Raw genomic sequence first — 17,577 nt, forward strand, 5'->3', positions numbered from 1 at the left:
GCCCGGGCTGCGTTTCGGGGCGGCACGGCCCGGTACCGGGACCGGGTGCGGAGCGGCCACTAGCCTGGAACGCACAGACCACCGCAAACCGGACTTCAAGGGGAGTGTCATGACTGTCCTCCACCAGGAGCACACCGCCCACGAGCACACACACGGACCGTCCTGCGGACACACCGAGGTCCCGCACGGCGACCACGTCGACTACGCGCACGACGGGCACCTCCACCGCGAGCACTCCGGACACTGGGACGAATGCGAGCCCGGCGAGCACGTCTCGCACAGCGGCCACACCCATGAACACGGCACCGGATGCGGGCATCCCGCCGTGGTGCACGGCGACCACGTCGACTACATCCACGACGGACACCGCCACGCCCAGCACGACGGCCACTGGGACGACCACTGACCGACGCCGCACTGTTCCCCCGGACGGGAGCCGACTGGCAGGCTCGGAGCGTCACTTCGACCTGACCAGCCCGACCGGGGGGGAGCAGCGTGCCTGGCATGCACTGCTCGCGACCGGCTCACGATCCACGTCGGGGACGTCGAGGTACGACTGATCCACTCCGACGGCACCCGTTCATCCCGAGGGGGTCGCCGAGCGGCACCTCTTGCGCGCTCGATGCACTGCGCCCCCTCGGTGCCGCGGCCGACTTGCGTGTGTGATCCACACATCGGTTTCGTAAGCGCACTGGACGACATACCGACTGGTCGGTCATCATGAACGCGTTCGCCAGGACGACGACGACCAGGACCGCCTCCGGAGGTGCGCACCCATGAGCCCAGCCCCACAGGGCCTCGATCCCGAGCAGCTGCGCGGACATCTCGACCGCGAGCGGCCGGGACTGGTGAGCGGACCGCTCAGCGCGCGGCTGATCCAGGGCGGCCGGTCCAACCTCACGTACGCGGTCACCGACGGCACGAACCGGTGGGTCGTCCGCAGGCCCCCGCTCGGCCACGTCCTGGCGACCGCCCACGACATGAAGCGCGAACACCGGGTGATCAGCGCGCTCGCACCCACCGAAGTGCCGGTCCCCCGGCCGGTGCTGCTGTGCGAGGACGAGTCGGTGATCGGATCGCCGTTCTACGTCATGGAGTTCGTCGACGGCACGCCCTACCGCACCGCCGAACAGCTCGCCGCCCTCGGTCCCGCACGGACCCGTGACGCGGTGCTCTCCCTCGTCGACACGCTCGTCGACCTGCACGCCGTGGACCCCGAGTCGGTCGGACTCGGCGACTTCGGACGCCCCGAGGGCTTCCTCGACCGGCAGCTGCGCCGCTGGGGCAAGCAGCTGGACGCCTCGCGCAACCGGGAACTGCCCGGCGTCGACGAGCTGCACGCCGCGCTCGGGCGCGCGCTGCCCGCCTCTGCCGCGCCGACCGTCGTCCACGGCGACTACCGCCTCGACAACGTCCTGATCGGCGAGGACGACCGGATCACGGCCGTACTGGACTGGGAGATGTCCACACTCGGCGATCCACTGACCGACCTCGGACTGCTGGTGATGTACAGCCGCAGGCTGGAACTGCCCGGCTCCCCCATCAGCACCACCGCCGGCGCCCCCGGCCACCCCTCCCCCGAGGAGCTGATCGAGCGGTACGCCGGGCGCTCCGGCCGGGACACCTCGGCGATCTCCTGGTACACGGCGTTCGCCTGGTTCAAGCTCGCCGTGATCCTCGAGGGCATCCACTACCGCTACACCCTCGGCCAGACCGTCGGCGCCGGCTTCGACCGCATCGGCGACCTCGTCCCCGTCTTCATCGAGCACGGCCTCACCACCCTCCAGGAAGGCTGAGAACCTGATGGACTTCGCATTCGACGCCCGCACGGAAGAACTCCGCGCCAAGCTGCTCGCGTTCATGGACGAGCACGTCTACCCGGCCGAGCGGATAGAGCACGAGCAGCGCGCACGGCTGGCGTCACCGTGGGACACCCCGGCGATCGTCGAGGAGTTGAAGGCCGAGGCACGCAAGCAGGGCCTGTGGAACCTCTTCCTGCCCGACGCGGAGTACGGCGCGGGCCTGACGAACCTCCAGTACGCGCCGCTCGCCGAGATCACCGGCCGCAGCCCGCACCTGGCACCGACGGCACTGAACTGCGCGGCCCCGGACACGGGGAACATGGAGGTCCTCGCGCAGTTCGGCAACGACGAGCAGAAGAAGCAGTGGCTGGAGCCGCTGCTCGCCGGTGAGATCCGCTCGGCGTTCGCCATGACCGAGCCCGAGGTCGCCTCGTCGGACGCGACGAACATCCGGACCCGGATCGACCGCGACGGCGACGACTATGTCGTCAACGGCCGCAAGTGGTACATCTCGGGTGCGATGAACCCGAACTGCCGGATCTTCATCGTGATGGGCAAGACCGACCCGGACGGCGACGACATCCGCCGCCAGCAGTCGATGATCCTCGTCCCGCGCGACACCCCGGGCGTCGAGGTCCGGCGCGCCATGCAGGTCTACGGCTACGAGGACCACTCGCACGGCGGCCACGCCGAGGTCGTCTTCACCGACGTCCGAGTGCCCGCGTCGCACCTGATCGACGGGGTGGGCAGCGGCTTCGCCATCGCCCAGGCGCGGCTCGGGCCGGGCCGCATCCACCACTGCATGCGGCTGATCGGCATGGCCGAGCGCGCGATCGAGCTGATGTGCCGCCGGGCGGTGTCCCGCGAGGCGTTCGGCAAGGCGATCGCCCAGCAGGGCGTCGTGCAGAACTGGATCGCGGACGCGCGGGTGACGGTGGAGCAGCTGCGGCTGCTGGTGCTGAAGACGGCGTGGCTGATGGACACGGTCGGCAACCGGGGCGCGCACACCGAGATCCAGGCGATCAAGATCGCGACGCCGCGGGCGGTGGTGGACATCCTGGACAAGGCGGTGCAGGTGCACGGCGCGGGCGGCGTGAGCCAGGACTTCCCGCTGGCGGAACTGTGGGCGGCGGCGCGCACGCTGAAACTGGCGGACGGCCCGGACGAGGTGCATCAGCGGTCGCTGGCGAGGCGGGAGCTGAAGCGGTACGTGTGAGTCGGGCGTGGGGTGGGTTTTCCCCACCCCGCCCCTTCCCGTAACTGGGGGCTCCGCCCCCAGCCCCCGTCTCCCCTACGGCCTGGCGGCCGTGGGCAACACCCGCCCCGCCCCCGCCGTGGCGCCCGGCTCCGCCGGCGCCTGAGGGACAGGGAGCACAAGCAGCCCCGCCACCACTTCAGGCCCGGGGGCACAACGAGCCCCGCCGGCGCCCAGGCCCGGGGGCATAACCAGCCCCGGCGATTGAGGCGCGGGGTTCGGGGCGGAGCCCCGACGGGTGCGTCCGGCACACGCAGCCCCGCCGGCGGGGCACAACCAGCCCCGCCACCGCTCCAGGCACGGGGCCACAACCAGCCCCGCCGGCGATTGAGGCGCGGGGCTCGGGGCGGAGCCCCGACAGGAGCCTCCGGCCCCGCCACCGCTCCAGGCCCGGGGGCATAGCCAGCCCCGCCGGCGATTGAGGCGCGGGGGTCGGGGCGGAGCCGACAGGAGCCTCCGGTGCAAGAAGCCCCCGGCTCCTACGGGCGCAGCGCCCGCAGGAGCAGGTCCGCCAAGTGGTCCGCGACCTGCTGCTTCGTCAGGGGGCCGTCGGGGCGGTACCACGTCGACAGGTGGTGGACCGACCCGAAGTGGTAGTCCACCACCAGGTCCGCCGGCGTCGCCGACGAGAAGACGCCGCTCTCCTGCCCCTCCTCCACCAGCGCCCGGAACCGCTCGTGGTAGCGGCGCCGCTCGGCGCGCACCTGCTTGAGCTTCTCCGGGCTGAGGTGGTGCATGGAGCGGAAGAAGATCGCCGCGTCGTCCAGGTTGTCGATGGTCGTCACGACGACGTCCGCCGCGGCCCCGCGCAGCCGGTCCTCCACGGGCTCGTCCGCGTCCGCGAAGGCGTCGAGCCGCTCCTGCTGGACGCGCAGCATCCGGGCGTAGATCTCGTGAAGGAGGTCCTCCTTCGACCCGAAGTAGTGGTAGAGCGCCCCCTTGGTGACGCCCGCCGCCTCCACGATCTCCTGGACCGAGGTCCGGTCGTAACCCTGCTCGGCGAACAGGCGGGTGGCGGCGGCCAGCAGCCTGTGCGGTACGGGGGTCGCCTCCCCGTCCGTCGTCCTGGCCATCGCCGCCACCTGCCTTTCCTGCCGAAGCATCCGAAGCATCCGAAATATCCGAGACGTCCGAGACGTCCGTGTCCTACACCCGGGAACGCAGTTCCCGTCTGAGGATCTTCCCACTTGTGGTCTTCGGGAGCTCCGGCAGGATCACTACTTCCCGGGGGTATTTGTACGCGGCCAGCCGCTGCTCGCAGTACGCGGACAGCTCGTCGTGCCCGACGGCCGTCCCCGGGCGGAGGCTGACGTACGCCTTGACCGTCTCGCCGCGGTAGGAGTCCGGTACGCCGACGACCGCCGCCTCGCGGACCGCCGGGTGCGTGTAGAGGACGTCCTCGACCTCGCGGGGCCAGACCTTGAACCCGGAGGCGTTGATCATGTCCTTCTTGCGGTCGACGACGTACAGCCAGCCGTCGGTGTCCATGAAGCCGATGTCGCCGGTGCGAAGCTCGCCCTCCGGGAACGTCTCCGCGGTGGCCTGCGGAAGGTGCCAGTAGCCCGGCACGACCTGGGGGCCGCGTACGGCGATCTCGCCCTGTTCGCCGAGCGGCACCTCGTCGCCGTGGTCGTCGAGGATCCGTACGACGGTGTCGGGGCCGGGCACGCCCACGGAGAGGGTGCCGGAGGCCGGGTCGACCGGTGCCTCCTTCTCCGGCGGCACGGACGCGCAGGGCGCGGTGCACTCGGTGAGGCCGTAGCCGTTGCGTATGTACGGGCCGAACCCCGCGCGGAAGGCCTCCACCAGCGCCGGCGGCAGGGGCGCTCCGCCCGAGGAGATCACCCCGAAGGAGTCGAAGTGCTCGCGGGTGGCCGAGGGGTGGGCGGCCAGGGCCATGAACGCGGTCGAGGGACCGACCGTGTACGCCGGCCGGTGCTCGGCGAAGGCGTCGAGGACGACACCCGCCTCGAAGCGGTAGGCGAGCGCGAGCGTCCCCGCGTTGGCGATGCAGGCGGCGAGCTGGCAGACCATGCCGGTGATGTGGAAGAGCGGCGCGAGGGCGAAGTAGCAGGCGCCTTCGGGGACGGGGTGGCCGGTGCGCTGGCGTTCGGCGTTGTAGGTGATGCCGCCGTGGAGGTTCATGGCCCCCTTGGGAGTGCCGCTGGTGCCCGAGGTGTAGCTGATCAACGCGACGTCGGCGGCGCCGGGTTCGCGTCCCTCGGGGGCCGCGAGGCCGCGGCGGGCGACGGCGAGCAGGTCGTCGGCGTCCTCGGCCCGCGGCGCCCGCTCGAAGGAGAGGACCCGTTCGTCGTGCCGCGTCTGGAGGTCGAGTTCGCAGGCGGTGAGGGCGACGTGCACGGACGAGGCGGCGGCGCAGTCGCGCAGATACGCCTCCCATGCACGGTCGGAGCAGATCAGCGCGGTGGCCCCGGAGTCGGCGAGGACGTGGGAGACCTCGCCCGCCTTGTACATCGGGTTGAGCGGGACGACGGTCGCGCCGGCCTTCCAGGCGCCGAGCAGCGCGATGACGAAGTGCGGGCTGTTCTGGAGCATGAGGGCGACGCGGTCCCCGCGGGCGACACCGCGGTCCGCGAGGTGCGCGGCGACGGAGTCGGAGAGCCGGTCGGTCTCCCGGTAGCTCAGCCGGCCGTCGAAGTAGGCGAGCGCGGGGTGCTCGGGGGCGCGGGCCGCGGCCGCGCGGAAGGAGTGCACGACGGTCGCGGGCGGGGCGACGGGGGCCCGCTGGGCGTCGGTCAGCTGCCCGAGCCATGGCTGTGCGGCGTACACGGAGCTCATCGGCCCGTCTCCTCCCACTTCTGCTGGAGGTGGTTCATGCCGGTGAGCCAGCGGTCGGGCTCGGTGGCGCGTGCCGCGTAGTAGCCGGCGACCTCGGGGTGCGGGAGCACGAGGAAGCGGTCCTCGTCCATCGCGTCGAAGAGGGCGTCGGCGACGTCCTCGGGCTCGATCGCGGTCGGCTTGAGGACGATGTCGCCGGCCGATCCGGTGGCGGCGAGCATGTCGGTCCGTACGCCCTGCGGGCAGATGGCGTGGACCTTGAGGCCGCGGTGGCGGTAGGTGAGGGAGAGCCACTCGGCATAGGCGAGCGCTCCGTGCTTGGTGACGCTGTAGGGAGCGGCGCCGATCATGGTGAGCAGTCCGGCGGCGGAGACGGTGGAGACGAAGCGGCCGCTGCCGCGCTCCAGCCAGTCGGGCAGCAGGGTGCGGCTCGCGCGGACGTGCGCCATGACGTTGACGTCCCAGGCCGCGGCCCATACGTCCTCGTCCGCGAAGGCGTCGCCGCCCGAGCCGAGGCCGGCGTTGGCGCAGTAGACGTCGACGACGCCGTCGAGCGCGTCCCGCGCCTCGTCGACGACGGCCGAGGCGTCCCCGGGCACGGCGGTGCCGCCGATCTCATCGGCGACGGCCTTGGCCTTGTCGGCGTCGATGTCGTTGACCACGACCCGGGCGCCCTCCGCGGCGAACCGGCGGGCCAGCGCGGCACCGATTCCGCCGCCCGCGCCCGTGACAACAACTCCCGCGCCCTGCACCGTACTCATCACATCCGCCTTTCGCAGCGTCCCGGCCGTCCCGGCAGACTAACCGGTCGGTATGTCCTCGGGGAAGGGGCGGCTCGACGGCCCGTGCCCGGGTCGTTCCCCCACGGCGTCAGGAGCGCTAGCGTGCGTGGCCATGACAGACAGCGATCACGGAGGTAGCTCGATGAGCCTTTCCAGACGGGGTTTGCTGGCCGCAGGCGGTGCGGTGGGGGCACTGGCCGCGACATCCGCGACGCCCGCCGCCGCCCATGCGGGCCGTGGCCGGGTGCGCACCGGCTTCGAGCGGCTGGCCGCCGACGGGTACGCGCTCCTGGCCGGCGAGCGGGTCGGTGTGGTCACCAACCCGACCGGCATCACGCGCGACGTCCGGCACATCGTGGACGTCATGCACGCCGACGACCGCGTGAACCTGGTCGCGGTCTTCGGACCCGAGCACGGCTTCCGCGGCACGGCGCAGGCGGGCGGCTCCGAGGGGCGCTACGACGACCCGGCGACCGGGCTGCCGGTCTACGACACGTACCTCAAGAGCGGCCGGCCGCTCGCCGACATCTTCACCGCGTCCGGCGTGGACACGGTCGTCTTCGACATCCAGGACGCCGGGGCCCGCTTCTACACCTACATCTGGACCCTCTTCGACTGCATGCAGGCCGCCGAACTCGCGGGCAAGCGGTTCGTGGTGCTGGACCGGCCGAATCCGGTGACGGGCCGGGCGGCTCTGGGGCCGGTGCTCGACAAGGCGTTCGCGACCTTCGTGGGCCGCGAGCCGATCTCCCAGGCGCACGGCATGACCGTCGCCGAGCTGGCGCTGCTCTTCAACGGGGAGTTCCTCGCGCGACCGGTCGAGCTGGAGACCGTGACGATGACGGGGTGGCACCGCTCCGACTTCTACGACGCGACGGGGCTGCCGTGGGTCCCGCCGAGCCCGAACATGCCCACTCCGGACACCGCCCTCGTCTACTCCGGCACGTGCCTGTTCGAGGGCACGAACCTGTCCGAGGGCCGGGGCACGACCCGCCCCTTCGAACTGCTGGGCGCGGAGGGCGTCGACCGCCGCTGGGCCGAGGCCGCGAACGCACAGGGCCTGCCGGGCGTCCGCTTCCGGGAGGCGTACTTCGCGCCGACGTTCTCCAAGTTCCAGGGAAAGACGATCGGCGGCGTCCAACTCCACGTCCACGACCGGGAGTCCTACGACCCCGTCCGCACCGGCATCGCCCTGCTGGTGACGGCGAAGCGCAGTTGGAGCGGCTTCGCGTGGCGCACCGACCGCTGGATCGACAAGCTGACGGGCTCCACCAAGGTGCGCACGCTCATCGACGCGGGCGCGGACACCGACGAGGTGGTGGGCGCGTGGCGGGACGAACTGGCCGCATTCCGCGCGGTACGCCGCCGGTATCTGCGCTACTGACCGCACCCCCGAGGGTGGGGACCGCCCCACCGGGAAGCGGGGGCCGGCCGGCTGGCCGTGCCCCCCGCGCCCGGACAGGCTCGGTCCATGACTGTGATCCGACGCCTTCCCTTACGCCATGTGCTGCTGCTCGCCCTGGCGCTCACCGCCATCGCGGTCAGCGCGCCCGCGCGGGCCGAGCAGCGCACCGACGACCCGGTCCGTGCGCTGGCACGGGCCGCCGAACCGCTCACGGATCTGCGCCCGCTGGAGCGGATGGTGGGCTCCGCGACCATCGTCGGCGCGGGCGAGGCCACCCACGGCTCCTCGGAGTTCTTCACCACCAAGCACCGGATGTTCCGCCACCTCGTCGAGCACAAGGGCTTCACCACCTACGCACTGGAGGCCAACTGGAGCACCGGCCTGCGGCTCAACGACTATGTCCTGCACGGCAAGGGCGACCCGCGGACGATCATGCGGGAGGAGTTCCAGGAGTCGTACCTGATCTGGCACACCCGCGAGTATCTGGATCTGATCCGCTGGATGCGGCAGTACAACGTCCGTCATCCGCACCGCCCCGTCCAGTTCATGGGCAACGACCTCGCCTACGCGGGGCCCCGGCTCTTCGACGAGGTGACCGGCTACGTCGGCGAGCACTACCCGCGGCTGCTGCCGGAGTTCGAGCGGCTGTACCGGGCGTCCCGCCCCACCGGCAGCGTCCACGAGGCCATCAGGAGGTATCTGTTCCGGCCGCTGCCCGAGCGCAGGGCCATGGCCGAAGACGTACGGCGTGCGCTGGCGCTCCTGGAACAGCAGCGGCCCGGTCCCGACCGCGAGCGGCACGCCTGGGTGGTGCAGCACGCCCGGGCGATCGCCCAGACCGGCACCGAGTTCTCCTACGACCTGTTCGACCCGGCGCAGGTCGGTGCGGCCATGCGCTACCGGGACCAGGTCATGGCGGAGAACACCGTGTGGTGGCAGCGGCACACGGGGCACCGGATGCTGGTGTCGGCCCACAACGGGCACGTCCGGCTCGTGACGACCAGCCCGGAGCAGTACCCGAAGGTCCAGGGCACGTTCCTGCGGGAGATGGTCGGCGACGCCTACGTCAGCGTCGGCTTCACCTTCGGCCGGGGGGCGTTCAACGCGCTCGACACCACCGACCCCGCCGAGCCACTGCGCACCTTCTCGGTCGGCGCGCCGAAGCCGGGGAGCAACGAGGACACACTGCGGCGCGTGGCGCGGGAGGACTACTACCTGGACATGCGCACCGCGCCACGGGCTGCCCGGGAGTGGCTGGGAGTGACCCGTCCGACGCGCGACATCGGCAACGCCTGGCCTGCGGAGCCCGAGCCCGTGCGGCTGGTCACGTCGTACGACGTGCTGATCCATCTGCACCGGGTCGGGGCGGCCGACCGGCTCTGATCGCTTCCGGGGTATGGCCGTTTCTCCCCTTGCGCAGGATCCTGTGGTGAGGGGCCAAGGGGAGGGGCGGGCCATGTCGGGGACAGGTGTGCGGCCGTACCGGGAGATCACTTTCGACGCGGACGGCGATGTGGTGGGGCCGTACGGCGCGCTCATGGACGAGGACGTCACCGACCTGGTGATGTTCGCCCACGGGTGGAACAACTCTCCGGTGACGGCCCGGCGGCTCTACGCGTCGTTCTTCGCGCCGTTCCCCAAGCTGGTGGCGCAGACCCCGCAGGCACGGCTGGGGTACGCGGGCGTCGTCTGGCCCTCGATGCGGTTCTCCGACGAGCCGATCCCCGACGTCGAGCCGCCCGCCGCCGGGGCCCAGCCGTCGGGACCGGGCCTGGACGGGGCGACGCGCGCGGTGCTCGCCGAGCTGTTCCCCGGGCATCGCGACACCGTGGAGCGGCTCGCCCTGCTGCTGGACGAGCAGCCGGAGTCACGCGCCGCGTTCGCCGAGTTCGGCATGCTGGCACGGCAGTTGGCGGCCGTGCCGCCGGGCGGTCTGGAGGCGGGCTTCGCCGAGGACCTGCCGCACGACGAGCAGAGCCCGCCCGCGGTGCTGTACGAGGACACGCTCACCCTGTGCCGCAGGCTGGCCGCGGCCCTGGACGCGGAGAACGGATCGCTGTACGGCGCGATGCCGTTCGGCGGAGGGCTGCGCTCCGCGTGGCGGGGCGCGAAGGAGTTGCTGCGGCAGACGACGTACTACGCGATGAAGCGCCGCGCGGGCACGGTCGGCGAGCTGGGGCTCGGGCCGCTGCTCGGCCGGCTGGCCCGCTCGGCGCCCCGGCTGCGGGTGCACCTCGTCGGGCACAGCCAGGGCGCGCGGCTGGTGGCGTTCGCGCTGCGGGGGCTGCCGGAGGGCGCGGACAACGTGAAGTCCGTGACGCTGCTCCAAGGCGGGCTGTCGCACTACGCGTTCGCGTGCGGCCTGCCGCACGCGCCGCACAGCGCGGGCGCGCTCGCCGCCGTGCAGGAGCGCATCGACGGGCCGGTGGTCGCCTGCTACTCGCGGCACGACAGCGCGCTCGGCGTGTTCTACCCGCTGGCCTCGGCCCTGGCCGGGGACTCGGCGTCGGCGGCCGGCGGCGACCGGCGCTGGTGGGCGATGGGCCACGACGGCATCCAGGCCGTCCCCGGCACGGCGCGGCTGACGCTGGAGGAGGCGCTGCGCGACGGCCTGCCCAAGTCGGGATGCGTCAGCGTGGACGCGGCGCAGGTGGTGCGCAGGGGCGGCCCGCCGGCGGGCGCGCACAGCGACATCTGCCACGAGGAGCTGGCCCGGGTGGTGCTGTCCGCGGGGCGTGTCGGCCGCTGAAACGGGGGCGTGATCCGGTCGACATGACGCGTCCCGATTTTCGATGGAGCCGAAACGGGCACTCCTACGTCCATTCTTCAACGCCGATGTACCAGCGACGGAGGTGTCGACGCGATGGCCGGTTTCCGGAGTCTTGCGAGACAGGTGCGTGACGTGCGGTGTGACCTGGCGCTGCGGCGCTACTCACTGCGCAAGTGCCTGGAGAGGTTCGCCCCTTATGGGCACCGGGCCACCTGGGATCATCTGTGCGCGAGGCACAGCATCGAACCCGAGGACAGGGCCCCTGATCCGGCGCGGCTGGTGGCCGCGCTCGAGGAGTTGGAGCAGGCGCGGGCGGTGTGGCTCGCCTACGAGGAGAACTTCGCGGACCGCCGCAAACGGGAGAAGCACGAGGGGCTGCGGCGGCCCGGTCACATCGACGACTGGCACCGCAGGACGTGGGGCGGGAACGGGGTCGCGCGCTGCGACAGCCCCCGGACGCATCCGTCGGAGCCGCTGGACGAGGTGCTGCGCAGGCTGATCGGCGCGCTGGAGACGGAGCCCGGGGCGGCCTGCCCGGTGTGCAGGGGAACGCACATCGTGTGGCGCCAGGACCTGGAGCACGAGCCGTGGTTCGGCCCGGTCTGCACCGGCTGCGGGATCGTGGTGCCGCAGCCCGTCCTGACGCCGGAGGCGGTGGCCGCGGCGAAGCGCGCGGGGTGCCGGGAGCTCGCCTCGGTCGCGTGAGGGACACGGGTCCCGGGTCGGGGGCCCGGGACCCTCGTCGCGAACACGGCGAGGGGCTCTGCGCTCGAAGGTCGCGACGCTACCAGAGGCGAAATCCCCTGGCCCAGCGGGATTTCCGGGCCGAGAGTGGGGCGTCGAGAACCACGACCGAGGAGCCCCGATGTCGACGCTGCGCGTCACCGCCGAAGTTCTGACCGTGCACGAGCACCCGAACGCCGACGCACTGGAACTGGCCCAGGTGGGCCTGTACCGCGCCGTCGTCGCCAAGGGCGCCTACCGCACGGGTGACGCCGCGGTCTACATCCCCGAGCAGGCGGTGCTCCCGGCCGGACTGATCGACGAACTCGGTCTGACCGGACGGCTCGCGGGCGGCGAGGCCAACCGGGTCAAGGCGGTCCGGCTGCGCGGCGAGCTGTCGCAGGGCATCGTGTGCCGGCCGCGCGCGCTCGCGGACCTCGACCTGGCCCAGGCGGCCGCGGCCGGCACGGACTTCGCGGAGCGGCTCGGGATCACCAAGTGGGCGCCGCCGATCCCGCCCCGGATGAACGGCGACGTGGAGGCGGCACCGGATCTGCTGCCGTGGGTGGACATCGAGAACCTGCAGCGCTACCCCGGCATCTTCGAGCCCGGCGAGCCGGTCGTCCTGACCGAGAAGCTGCACGGCTCCGCCTGCCTGCTGACGTACACCGCGGCGGACGGCGGCCGGGTGCAGGTCTCGTCCAAGGGCTTCGGCGCGAAGGGGCTCGCCATCAAGCGGGACGAGAGGAACCTGTACTGGCGGGCCGTCCTGGCCCACGACGTCCCGTCGGCCGCGGCGCGGCTGGCGGAGAAGCTGGGCGCGAGCCGGGTCGGCGTCTTCGGCGAGGTGTACGGGGCGGGGGTGCAGGACCTGGCGTACGGGGCGAACGCCCGCGCGGAGGACGACCTCGGCTACGCCGTGTTCGACGTGTCGGCGGAGATCGACGGCCAGGTCCGCTGGCTGGACGCGGCGGCGCTGCTGGCGGGTGAACTGCCGCTGGTGCCCTGCCTGTACGAGGGCCCGTACGACCCGGACGAGGTACTGCGTCTGGCGACGGGCCACGAGACGGTCTCCGGCCGCCGACTCCACCTGCGCGAGGGCGTGGTGGTCCGCCCGGCGACGGAACGCTACAGCCCGGTGACCGCCGGCCGCGCGATCGCCAAGGCGGTGAGCCCGGCGTACTTGACCCGCAAGGGCGGCACGGAGTTCGAGTAACAGGCCGCCCCGGTCCCGCCCGGGTACAGCCCGCCGCCGAGGGCAACGGGCACGGGCCCGCGCGCCGTTCGGCTGGGGCGGTCAGCCCCGGCCGCCGCCAGGCGGACGCGCCCAGCCGGGCGCCCCCGCGGGCTGGCGGTCGCTTCAGGTGCCGTGGGGCTTCGGGCGGCGGCGTTCCGGGAGGAGGCGGGAGCCTGTCAGGCGGTCGCCGAAGACGTCGTCCGGGTTCGAGAGCACGCAGGTCTCCAACGAGAGGCAGCCGCAGCCGATGCAGTCGGTCAGGTGGTCCCTGAGGCGGCCCAACTGGCTGATTCTCTCGTCGAGTTCACTGCGCCACGCCGCCGACAGGCGGGCCCAGTCCTCTCGGTCCGGCGTGCGCTCCTCGGGCAGTTCGGCGAGCGCGTCGCGGATCGTGGCGAGCGGGATGCCCACCCGCTGCGCCGCCCGCACGAAGGCGACGCGGCGCAGCGCGTCCCTGCTGTAGCGGCGCTGGTTGCCCGCGGTGCGGCGGCTGGTGATGAGGCCCTTGGACTCGTAGAAGTGCAGGGCGGACACGGCCGCGCCGCTGCGCGCGGAGAGCTGGCCGACCGTGAGCTCGTGGATCTTCTCGGGAATCTGTGGCACCCCTCGAAGCCTAATGGCCGTCCGTTGACAAGCCCGCCACTCCCCCACCATGCTGAGCAAGCGCTTAGACATGGGCGTTCGACGGACGTGAGAGGCAGGGACATGGCAGAGCCGAGGATCTTCACCTCCCCCGAGGAGCTGCGCGCCGGGGTCGGCGAGCAGCTCGGACACAGCGACTGGCTGGAGATCGACCAGAAGCGGATCGACCTCTTCGCCGACGCCACCGGCGACCACCAGTGGATTCACGTCGACGCCGAGCGCGCGGCGAACGGCCCCTTCGGCACGACGATCGCCCACGGCTATCTGACGCTGTCGCTGCTGCCGGCCCTGGTGCCGCAGGTGCTGCGGGTCGAGGGCATGAAGATGGGCATCAACTACGGCACCAACAAGGTGCGCTTCCCCGCCCCCGTCCCGGTCGGCTCGCGCCTGCGCGCCACGGCCGTGCTGCAGAACGTCGAGGACGCGGGCGGCGGCGTGCAGGTGACCGCCCTCGTCACGATCGAGCGCGAGGGCGGCGACAAGCCGGTGTGCGTGGCGGAGTCCGTGTCACGCTACTTCTTCTGAGCGCCCACCATGCGCAGGACGAGGTCTGCGTAGAACACGCCGACCTCGTCCGGCGTCCGCCGCCCCTGGGTGTTGAACCAGCGGGCCACGTCGATGCAGAGCGACAGTACGGCGACGGCGGTACCGGGCACGTCCGGCACGTCGAACTCGCCCGCAGCCACGCCCTCTTCGAGGAGGCGGCGCACCACCGCGTCGGTCTCGCGGCGCAGTTCGATGATCTCCGCGCGATGGGCGTCGCCGAGCGCGTCCAGCTCGTACTGCACGACCCGCGCCGTGGTGTGCCGGCCGGCGTGCCAGCGGACGAAGGACCGTACGGCGTCGGCGAGGCGCTCGGAGGGCGTGCCCTCGCCCGCGTACGCCGCCGAGAGGATCTCCAGGGCCTTGTCGTGGCCGATCCGGCTGATCCGGTGGAGCAGCTCTTCCTTGGTCTTGTAGTGGATGTAGAGGGCGGCCGGGCTCATGCCGGCGCGGCCCGCGATGTCACGCGTCGTGGTCGCGTGGTAGCCGCGCTCCGCGAACGCCTCGACCGCGGCGACCAGCAACTTCCGGGCCGCCTCCGGGGTGACCTCGTCCCACGGCTTCTCCTCGTCGGCCGTCTGGTCCGCCGCACTCATCGCTCGCCCCTTCCCTGGTCAGGCGAACACCATACCGTGACGGTGAGCGGGCGCTTAGAGCTTCTGGAACGGGTCGTGCTCGGCGAGCAGCTTCTCCAGCCTGGCCTGGTCGACCCGGCTGACGATCTGCCCGGCCTCCTGCCGGTCCCTGACCACCTTGGCGAGCGTGAATGCGGAGGTGGTCAGGTACAGGACGGCGACGCCGAGGAAGGCGCGCACCCAGGCGTCCGCCTCCAGATTGACGATACCGACGGCGACCGCTCCGAGCGCGACGGCGAAGGAGGCGACGGCCTGGCCGTAGTACGCCGCGGTGTTCTGCTGCTTGACCGGTGTCTCACTCATGGGCACAGCGTCGCGCCCGCGCGACCCGGCCGCATGGGCGCTCGTACTCAGCTTGCGTACTCACCACCCTCCGCGGCCCGGCTCAGAACGCGGAGACCCCGGTGAGCGCGCGGCCGATGATCAGCTTCTGGATCTGGCTGGTGCCCTCGTAGAGGGTCATCACCCGGGCGTCCCGCAGCAGCTTCCCGACCGGATACTCGTCGATGTAGCCGTATCCGCCGAAGACCTGGAGAGCGTTGCTGGCGGCCCGCACGGCGGCCTCGGAGGCGAAGAGCTTGGCCTTGGACGCGGCGGTGGCGAAGTCCTCGCCGCGGTCGACGAGACCGGCGACCCGCCAGGTCAGCAGCCGGGCGGCGTCCACGTCGACGGCGATGTCGCTGATCAGCTCCTGGACCAGCTGGTGACGGGCGATGGGCTTGCCGAACTGCTCGCGCTCGCCCGCGTACCCGACTGCCGCGTCCAGCGCGGCCTGCGCGATGCCGACGCAGCCCGCGGCGACCGACATCCGGCCCTTGGCGAGCGCGGACATGGCGAGGGAGAAGCCCTTGCCCTCGCGCCCGAGCAGGGCGTCGGCCGGCACCCGCACGTCCTCGAGGGCCAGCTCGGCGGTGGCCTGGCCGCGCAGCCCGAGCTTTCCGTGGATCGTGCGGCGGGTCAGTCCGGGCGTGTCCGTGGGGACCAGGAAGGCGGACACGCCCCGGTGGCCGGGGGCGTCGCCGGTGCGGGCGAAGAGCAGCACCACGTCGGCCCAGGTGCCGTTGGTGATGAACATCTTGGCGCCGTTGATCACGTAGTCGCCGCCGTCGCGTACGGCCCTGGTGGTCAGGCTCCCGGCGTCGGAGCCGGTGCCGGGCTCGGTGAGACCGAAGCAGCCGACGGCCTCGCCCGAGGTCAGACCGGGCAGCCACCGGCGCTTCTGCTCCTCGGTGCCGTAGGCGGCGACGGACTTGGCGACCAGTCCGAGCGAGACCGAGACGATGCCGCGCACCGAGGAGTCACCACGGCCCAGTTCCTCGGTGACCAGGCAGTACGCGAGGTGGTCGCCGCCGGAGCCGCCGTACTCCTCGTCGATCGTGAGCCCGAGGAAGCCGAGCGCGCCGAGCTTCTTCACGATGCCCCGGTCGACGCTCTCGGCCCGGTCCCAGGCGACGACGTGCGGGGTGATCTCGCGGGCGACGAAGTCCCTGGCGAGCTGCCGTACGGCCGTCCGGTCCTCGTCGAGCTCCAGGTTCATGTGCGGCCACCCCACTTTAACTATCACTGCTAGTTTCTTTTCGGCAGGCCCTACTATGTGCCGCATGGCCCGACCGCGCAAGCCCCTCCTCAGCAGAGAACGCATCGTCGAGACGGCGAGCGCGCTCGTGGACGCCGAGGGACTCGACGCGGTCTCCACCCGGCGCCTCGCCGCCGAACTCGGCGTCAGCGGCCCGTCGCTCTACAACCACTTCCGCAACAAGGACGAGATCCTCGACGCCGTCGCCGACGCGGTCAGCGCCCAGGTCGACCTGTCGATGTTCCGCGAGGACGACCCCCGCGACTGGCGCACCGCCCTGCACGACTACGCGGTCTCCTACCGGGCCGCGCTGACCGCCCACCCCAACACCGTGCCCGTGCTGGCCCACGGCCCCGGCCGCCGCCCGGCGGGCCTGAAGGTGGCCGACGCGGTCTTCGGCGCGATGGTCCGCGCGGGCTGGCCCCCGGCCCAGGCCACCCACATCGGCGCCCTGATGCGCTACTTCATCACCGGCTCGGCGCTGGGCTCCTTCGCCCGCGGCTTCGTCGACGACGCGACGGCGTACGACCCGGCCGACTACCCGCACCTGGGCCAGGCCCACCTGCTGGCCGACCGCCAGGAGAAGGTCGACGAGGGGGCGTTCGAGACGGGGCTGCGGGCGCTGCTCGACGGCCTCACGATCCAGTACGAGACACTTCGGCCTCCGCCGAACGGTGACGGCCGCATCCTGGAGGCATGACCTCCTCCCGGGACCTCGCCGCCTTCGCCGCACTGCTCGCCGACGAGACCCGCGCCTGTTTCGCGCTCGCCCTGCTCGACGGGCGTGCGTGGACGGCCGGGGAGCTCGCGCGCCATGCGGGGGTGGCGGCGTCGACCGCCAGCGAGCACCTGGGCAAGCTGGTCGCGGGCGGGGTGCTGGCACAGGAGCGGCAGGGCAGGCACCGGTACGTACGGCTCGCCGACGACCGTGTGGCGCATCTCGTCGAGGAGCTCGCCGCGTACGCGGCGCCCGGCGCCGCCCCCGCCCCGCGCACCCTGCGCGAGTCGACCGTCGCCGCCGCCATGGCGCGCGGCCGCACCTGCTACGACCACCTCGCCGGGAGGCTCGGCATCACGATCACGCAGGCGATGACCACGCGGGGACTGCTCGGCCAGGACACCGGGTTCGCGCTCACCGAGCGGGGCGCGCGGTGGTTCGACGACCTCGGCATCGATCTCGCGGCCAGGGGCCGCCGGCCGCTCGTGCGCGGCTGCCTCGACTGGACCGAACGCCGGCCGCATCTCGCGGGCGTCGCCGGGGCACGGCTGTGCTCGCACGCCCTGGAGGCGGGGTGGTGTGTACGCATCGGCTCGGAGCGGGCCGTGAAGGTCACGGACGCCGGGGAACGGGCGCTGCACGCCCTGCTCGGCATCGAGCCCGGGATATTGCGGTGAGCGCCGAAGGGTC

Annotated in this window: 18 protein-coding genes; 11 read left to right on the forward strand and 7 right to left on the reverse strand. The window is 72.3% G+C overall.

Annotation, left to right across the window (positions count from 1 at the left end):
* The first annotated feature begins 109 nt into the window (after positions 1 to 109).
* From ACF08N_RS26120 to ACF08N_RS26130, 3 genes are all read left to right on the forward strand, one after another.
* Entirely contained in the window at positions 110 to 406 is a 297-nt protein-coding gene (locus ACF08N_RS26120; protein ID WP_392327103.1) for a hypothetical protein, read from the forward strand.
* A 370-nt stretch (positions 407 to 776) separates the two neighbouring features.
* Entirely contained in the window at positions 777 to 1,796 is a 1,020-nt protein-coding gene (locus ACF08N_RS26125; protein ID WP_392327104.1) for a phosphotransferase family protein, read from the forward strand.
* Positions 1,797 to 1,803: 7 nt separating this feature from the next.
* Complete coding sequence (locus tag ACF08N_RS26130; RefSeq protein ID WP_392327105.1) at positions 1,804 to 3,018, forward strand: acyl-CoA dehydrogenase family protein; 1,215 nt, start codon at positions 1,804 to 1,806, stop codon at positions 3,016 to 3,018.
* Between the two features lie 518 nt (positions 3,019 to 3,536).
* Here ACF08N_RS26130 and ACF08N_RS26135 read toward each other — a convergent pair.
* From ACF08N_RS26135 to ACF08N_RS26145, 3 genes are all read right to left on the reverse strand, one after another.
* Positions 3,537 to 4,130, reverse strand: coding sequence for a TetR/AcrR family transcriptional regulator (locus tag ACF08N_RS26135; RefSeq protein ID WP_392327106.1), 594 nt, complete (start codon positions 4,128 to 4,130; stop codon positions 3,537 to 3,539).
* 73 nt (positions 4,131 to 4,203) lie between these two features.
* A complete protein-coding gene (locus ACF08N_RS26140; RefSeq protein ID WP_392327107.1) occupies positions 4,204 to 5,856 on the reverse strand; it encodes an AMP-binding protein in 1,653 nt (550 codons plus the stop codon).
* The gene (locus ACF08N_RS26145) at positions 5,853 to 6,617 is read right to left on the reverse strand and encodes an SDR family oxidoreductase (protein ID WP_392327108.1); all 765 of its coding nucleotides are present in this window, start codon (positions 6,615 to 6,617) and stop codon (positions 5,853 to 5,855) included. Before ACF08N_RS26145 ends, ACF08N_RS26140 begins: the two co-directional genes overlap by 4 nt.
* A 163-nt stretch (positions 6,618 to 6,780) precedes the next feature.
* Between ACF08N_RS26145 and ACF08N_RS26150 the strand changes: the two genes are divergently transcribed.
* The 5 genes from ACF08N_RS26150 (at position 6,781) to ACF08N_RS26170 (ending at position 12,752) form a co-directional block, all read left to right on the forward strand.
* Positions 6,781 to 8,022, forward strand: coding sequence for an exo-beta-N-acetylmuramidase NamZ domain-containing protein (locus ACF08N_RS26150; RefSeq protein ID WP_392327109.1), 1,242 nt, complete (start codon positions 6,781 to 6,783; stop codon positions 8,020 to 8,022).
* An 87-nt stretch (positions 8,023 to 8,109) separates the two neighbouring features.
* A complete protein-coding gene (locus ACF08N_RS26155; protein WP_392327110.1) occupies positions 8,110 to 9,426 on the forward strand; it encodes an erythromycin esterase family protein in 1,317 nt (438 codons plus the stop codon).
* A gap of 73 nt (positions 9,427 to 9,499) precedes the next feature.
* Positions 9,500 to 10,792: a serine-threonine protein kinase gene (locus tag ACF08N_RS26160; RefSeq protein ID WP_392327111.1), complete on the forward strand. Its 1,293-nt coding sequence runs from the start codon at positions 9,500 to 9,502 to the stop codon at positions 10,790 to 10,792.
* A 114-nt stretch (positions 10,793 to 10,906) separates the two neighbouring features.
* Positions 10,907 to 11,518, forward strand: a complete 612-nt coding sequence (locus ACF08N_RS26165; RefSeq protein ID WP_392327112.1) for a hypothetical protein — start codon at positions 10,907 to 10,909, stop codon at positions 11,516 to 11,518.
* A 160-nt stretch (positions 11,519 to 11,678) separates the two neighbouring features.
* Entirely contained in the window at positions 11,679 to 12,752 is a 1,074-nt protein-coding gene (locus ACF08N_RS26170) for an RNA ligase (ATP) (RefSeq protein ID WP_392327113.1), read from the forward strand.
* A 144-nt stretch (positions 12,753 to 12,896) separates the two neighbouring features.
* Here the strand turns inward: ACF08N_RS26170 and soxR are convergent, their stop codons facing one another.
* On the reverse strand, positions 12,897 to 13,376 hold the full coding sequence (gene soxR, locus ACF08N_RS26175; RefSeq protein ID WP_392327114.1) for a redox-sensitive transcriptional activator SoxR: 480 nt from the start codon (positions 13,374 to 13,376) through the stop codon (positions 12,897 to 12,899).
* Positions 13,377 to 13,478: 102 nt separating this feature from the next.
* Here soxR and ACF08N_RS26180 point away from each other — a divergent pair, with 102 nt between their 5' ends.
* Positions 13,479 to 13,940, forward strand: a complete 462-nt coding sequence (locus tag ACF08N_RS26180) for a MaoC family dehydratase (RefSeq protein ID WP_392327115.1) — start codon at positions 13,479 to 13,481, stop codon at positions 13,938 to 13,940.
* Here the strand turns inward: ACF08N_RS26180 and ACF08N_RS26185 are convergent.
* The 3 genes from ACF08N_RS26185 to ACF08N_RS26195 all read right to left on the reverse strand — a co-directional run bounded on the left by ACF08N_RS26185 (position 13,928) and on the right by ACF08N_RS26195 (position 16,130).
* Positions 13,928 to 14,554 carry a TetR/AcrR family transcriptional regulator gene (locus tag ACF08N_RS26185; protein WP_392327116.1) on the reverse strand — a complete coding sequence of 209 codons (627 nt, stop codon included), beginning with the start codon at positions 14,552 to 14,554 and terminating at the stop codon, positions 13,928 to 13,930. The genes ACF08N_RS26180 and ACF08N_RS26185 overlap by 13 nt on opposite strands.
* Before the next feature lie 54 nt (positions 14,555 to 14,608).
* A complete protein-coding gene (locus ACF08N_RS26190; protein WP_392327117.1) occupies positions 14,609 to 14,896 on the reverse strand; it encodes a YiaA/YiaB family inner membrane protein in 288 nt (95 codons plus the stop codon).
* 82 nt (positions 14,897 to 14,978) lie between these two features.
* Positions 14,979 to 16,130, reverse strand: coding sequence for an acyl-CoA dehydrogenase family protein (locus tag ACF08N_RS26195; RefSeq protein ID WP_392327118.1), 1,152 nt, complete (start codon positions 16,128 to 16,130; stop codon positions 14,979 to 14,981).
* Positions 16,131 to 16,194: 64 nt separating this feature from the next.
* Here ACF08N_RS26195 and ACF08N_RS26200 point away from each other — a divergent pair, with 64 nt between their 5' ends.
* Entirely contained in the window at positions 16,195 to 16,869 is a 675-nt protein-coding gene (locus ACF08N_RS26200; RefSeq protein ID WP_392327119.1) for a TetR/AcrR family transcriptional regulator, read from the forward strand.
* Positions 16,866 to 17,564, forward strand: coding sequence for an ArsR/SmtB family transcription factor (locus ACF08N_RS26205; protein WP_392327120.1), 699 nt, complete (start codon positions 16,866 to 16,868; stop codon positions 17,562 to 17,564). The genes ACF08N_RS26200 and ACF08N_RS26205 overlap by 4 nt, the downstream gene beginning before the upstream one ends.
* Positions 17,565 to 17,577: the final 13 nt, after the last annotated feature.

Origin of the sequence: Streptomyces sp. NPDC015127 (assembly GCF_043080095.1) — a bacterium.
Classification (GTDB): Bacteria; Actinomycetota; Actinomycetes; order Streptomycetales; family Streptomycetaceae; genus Streptomyces.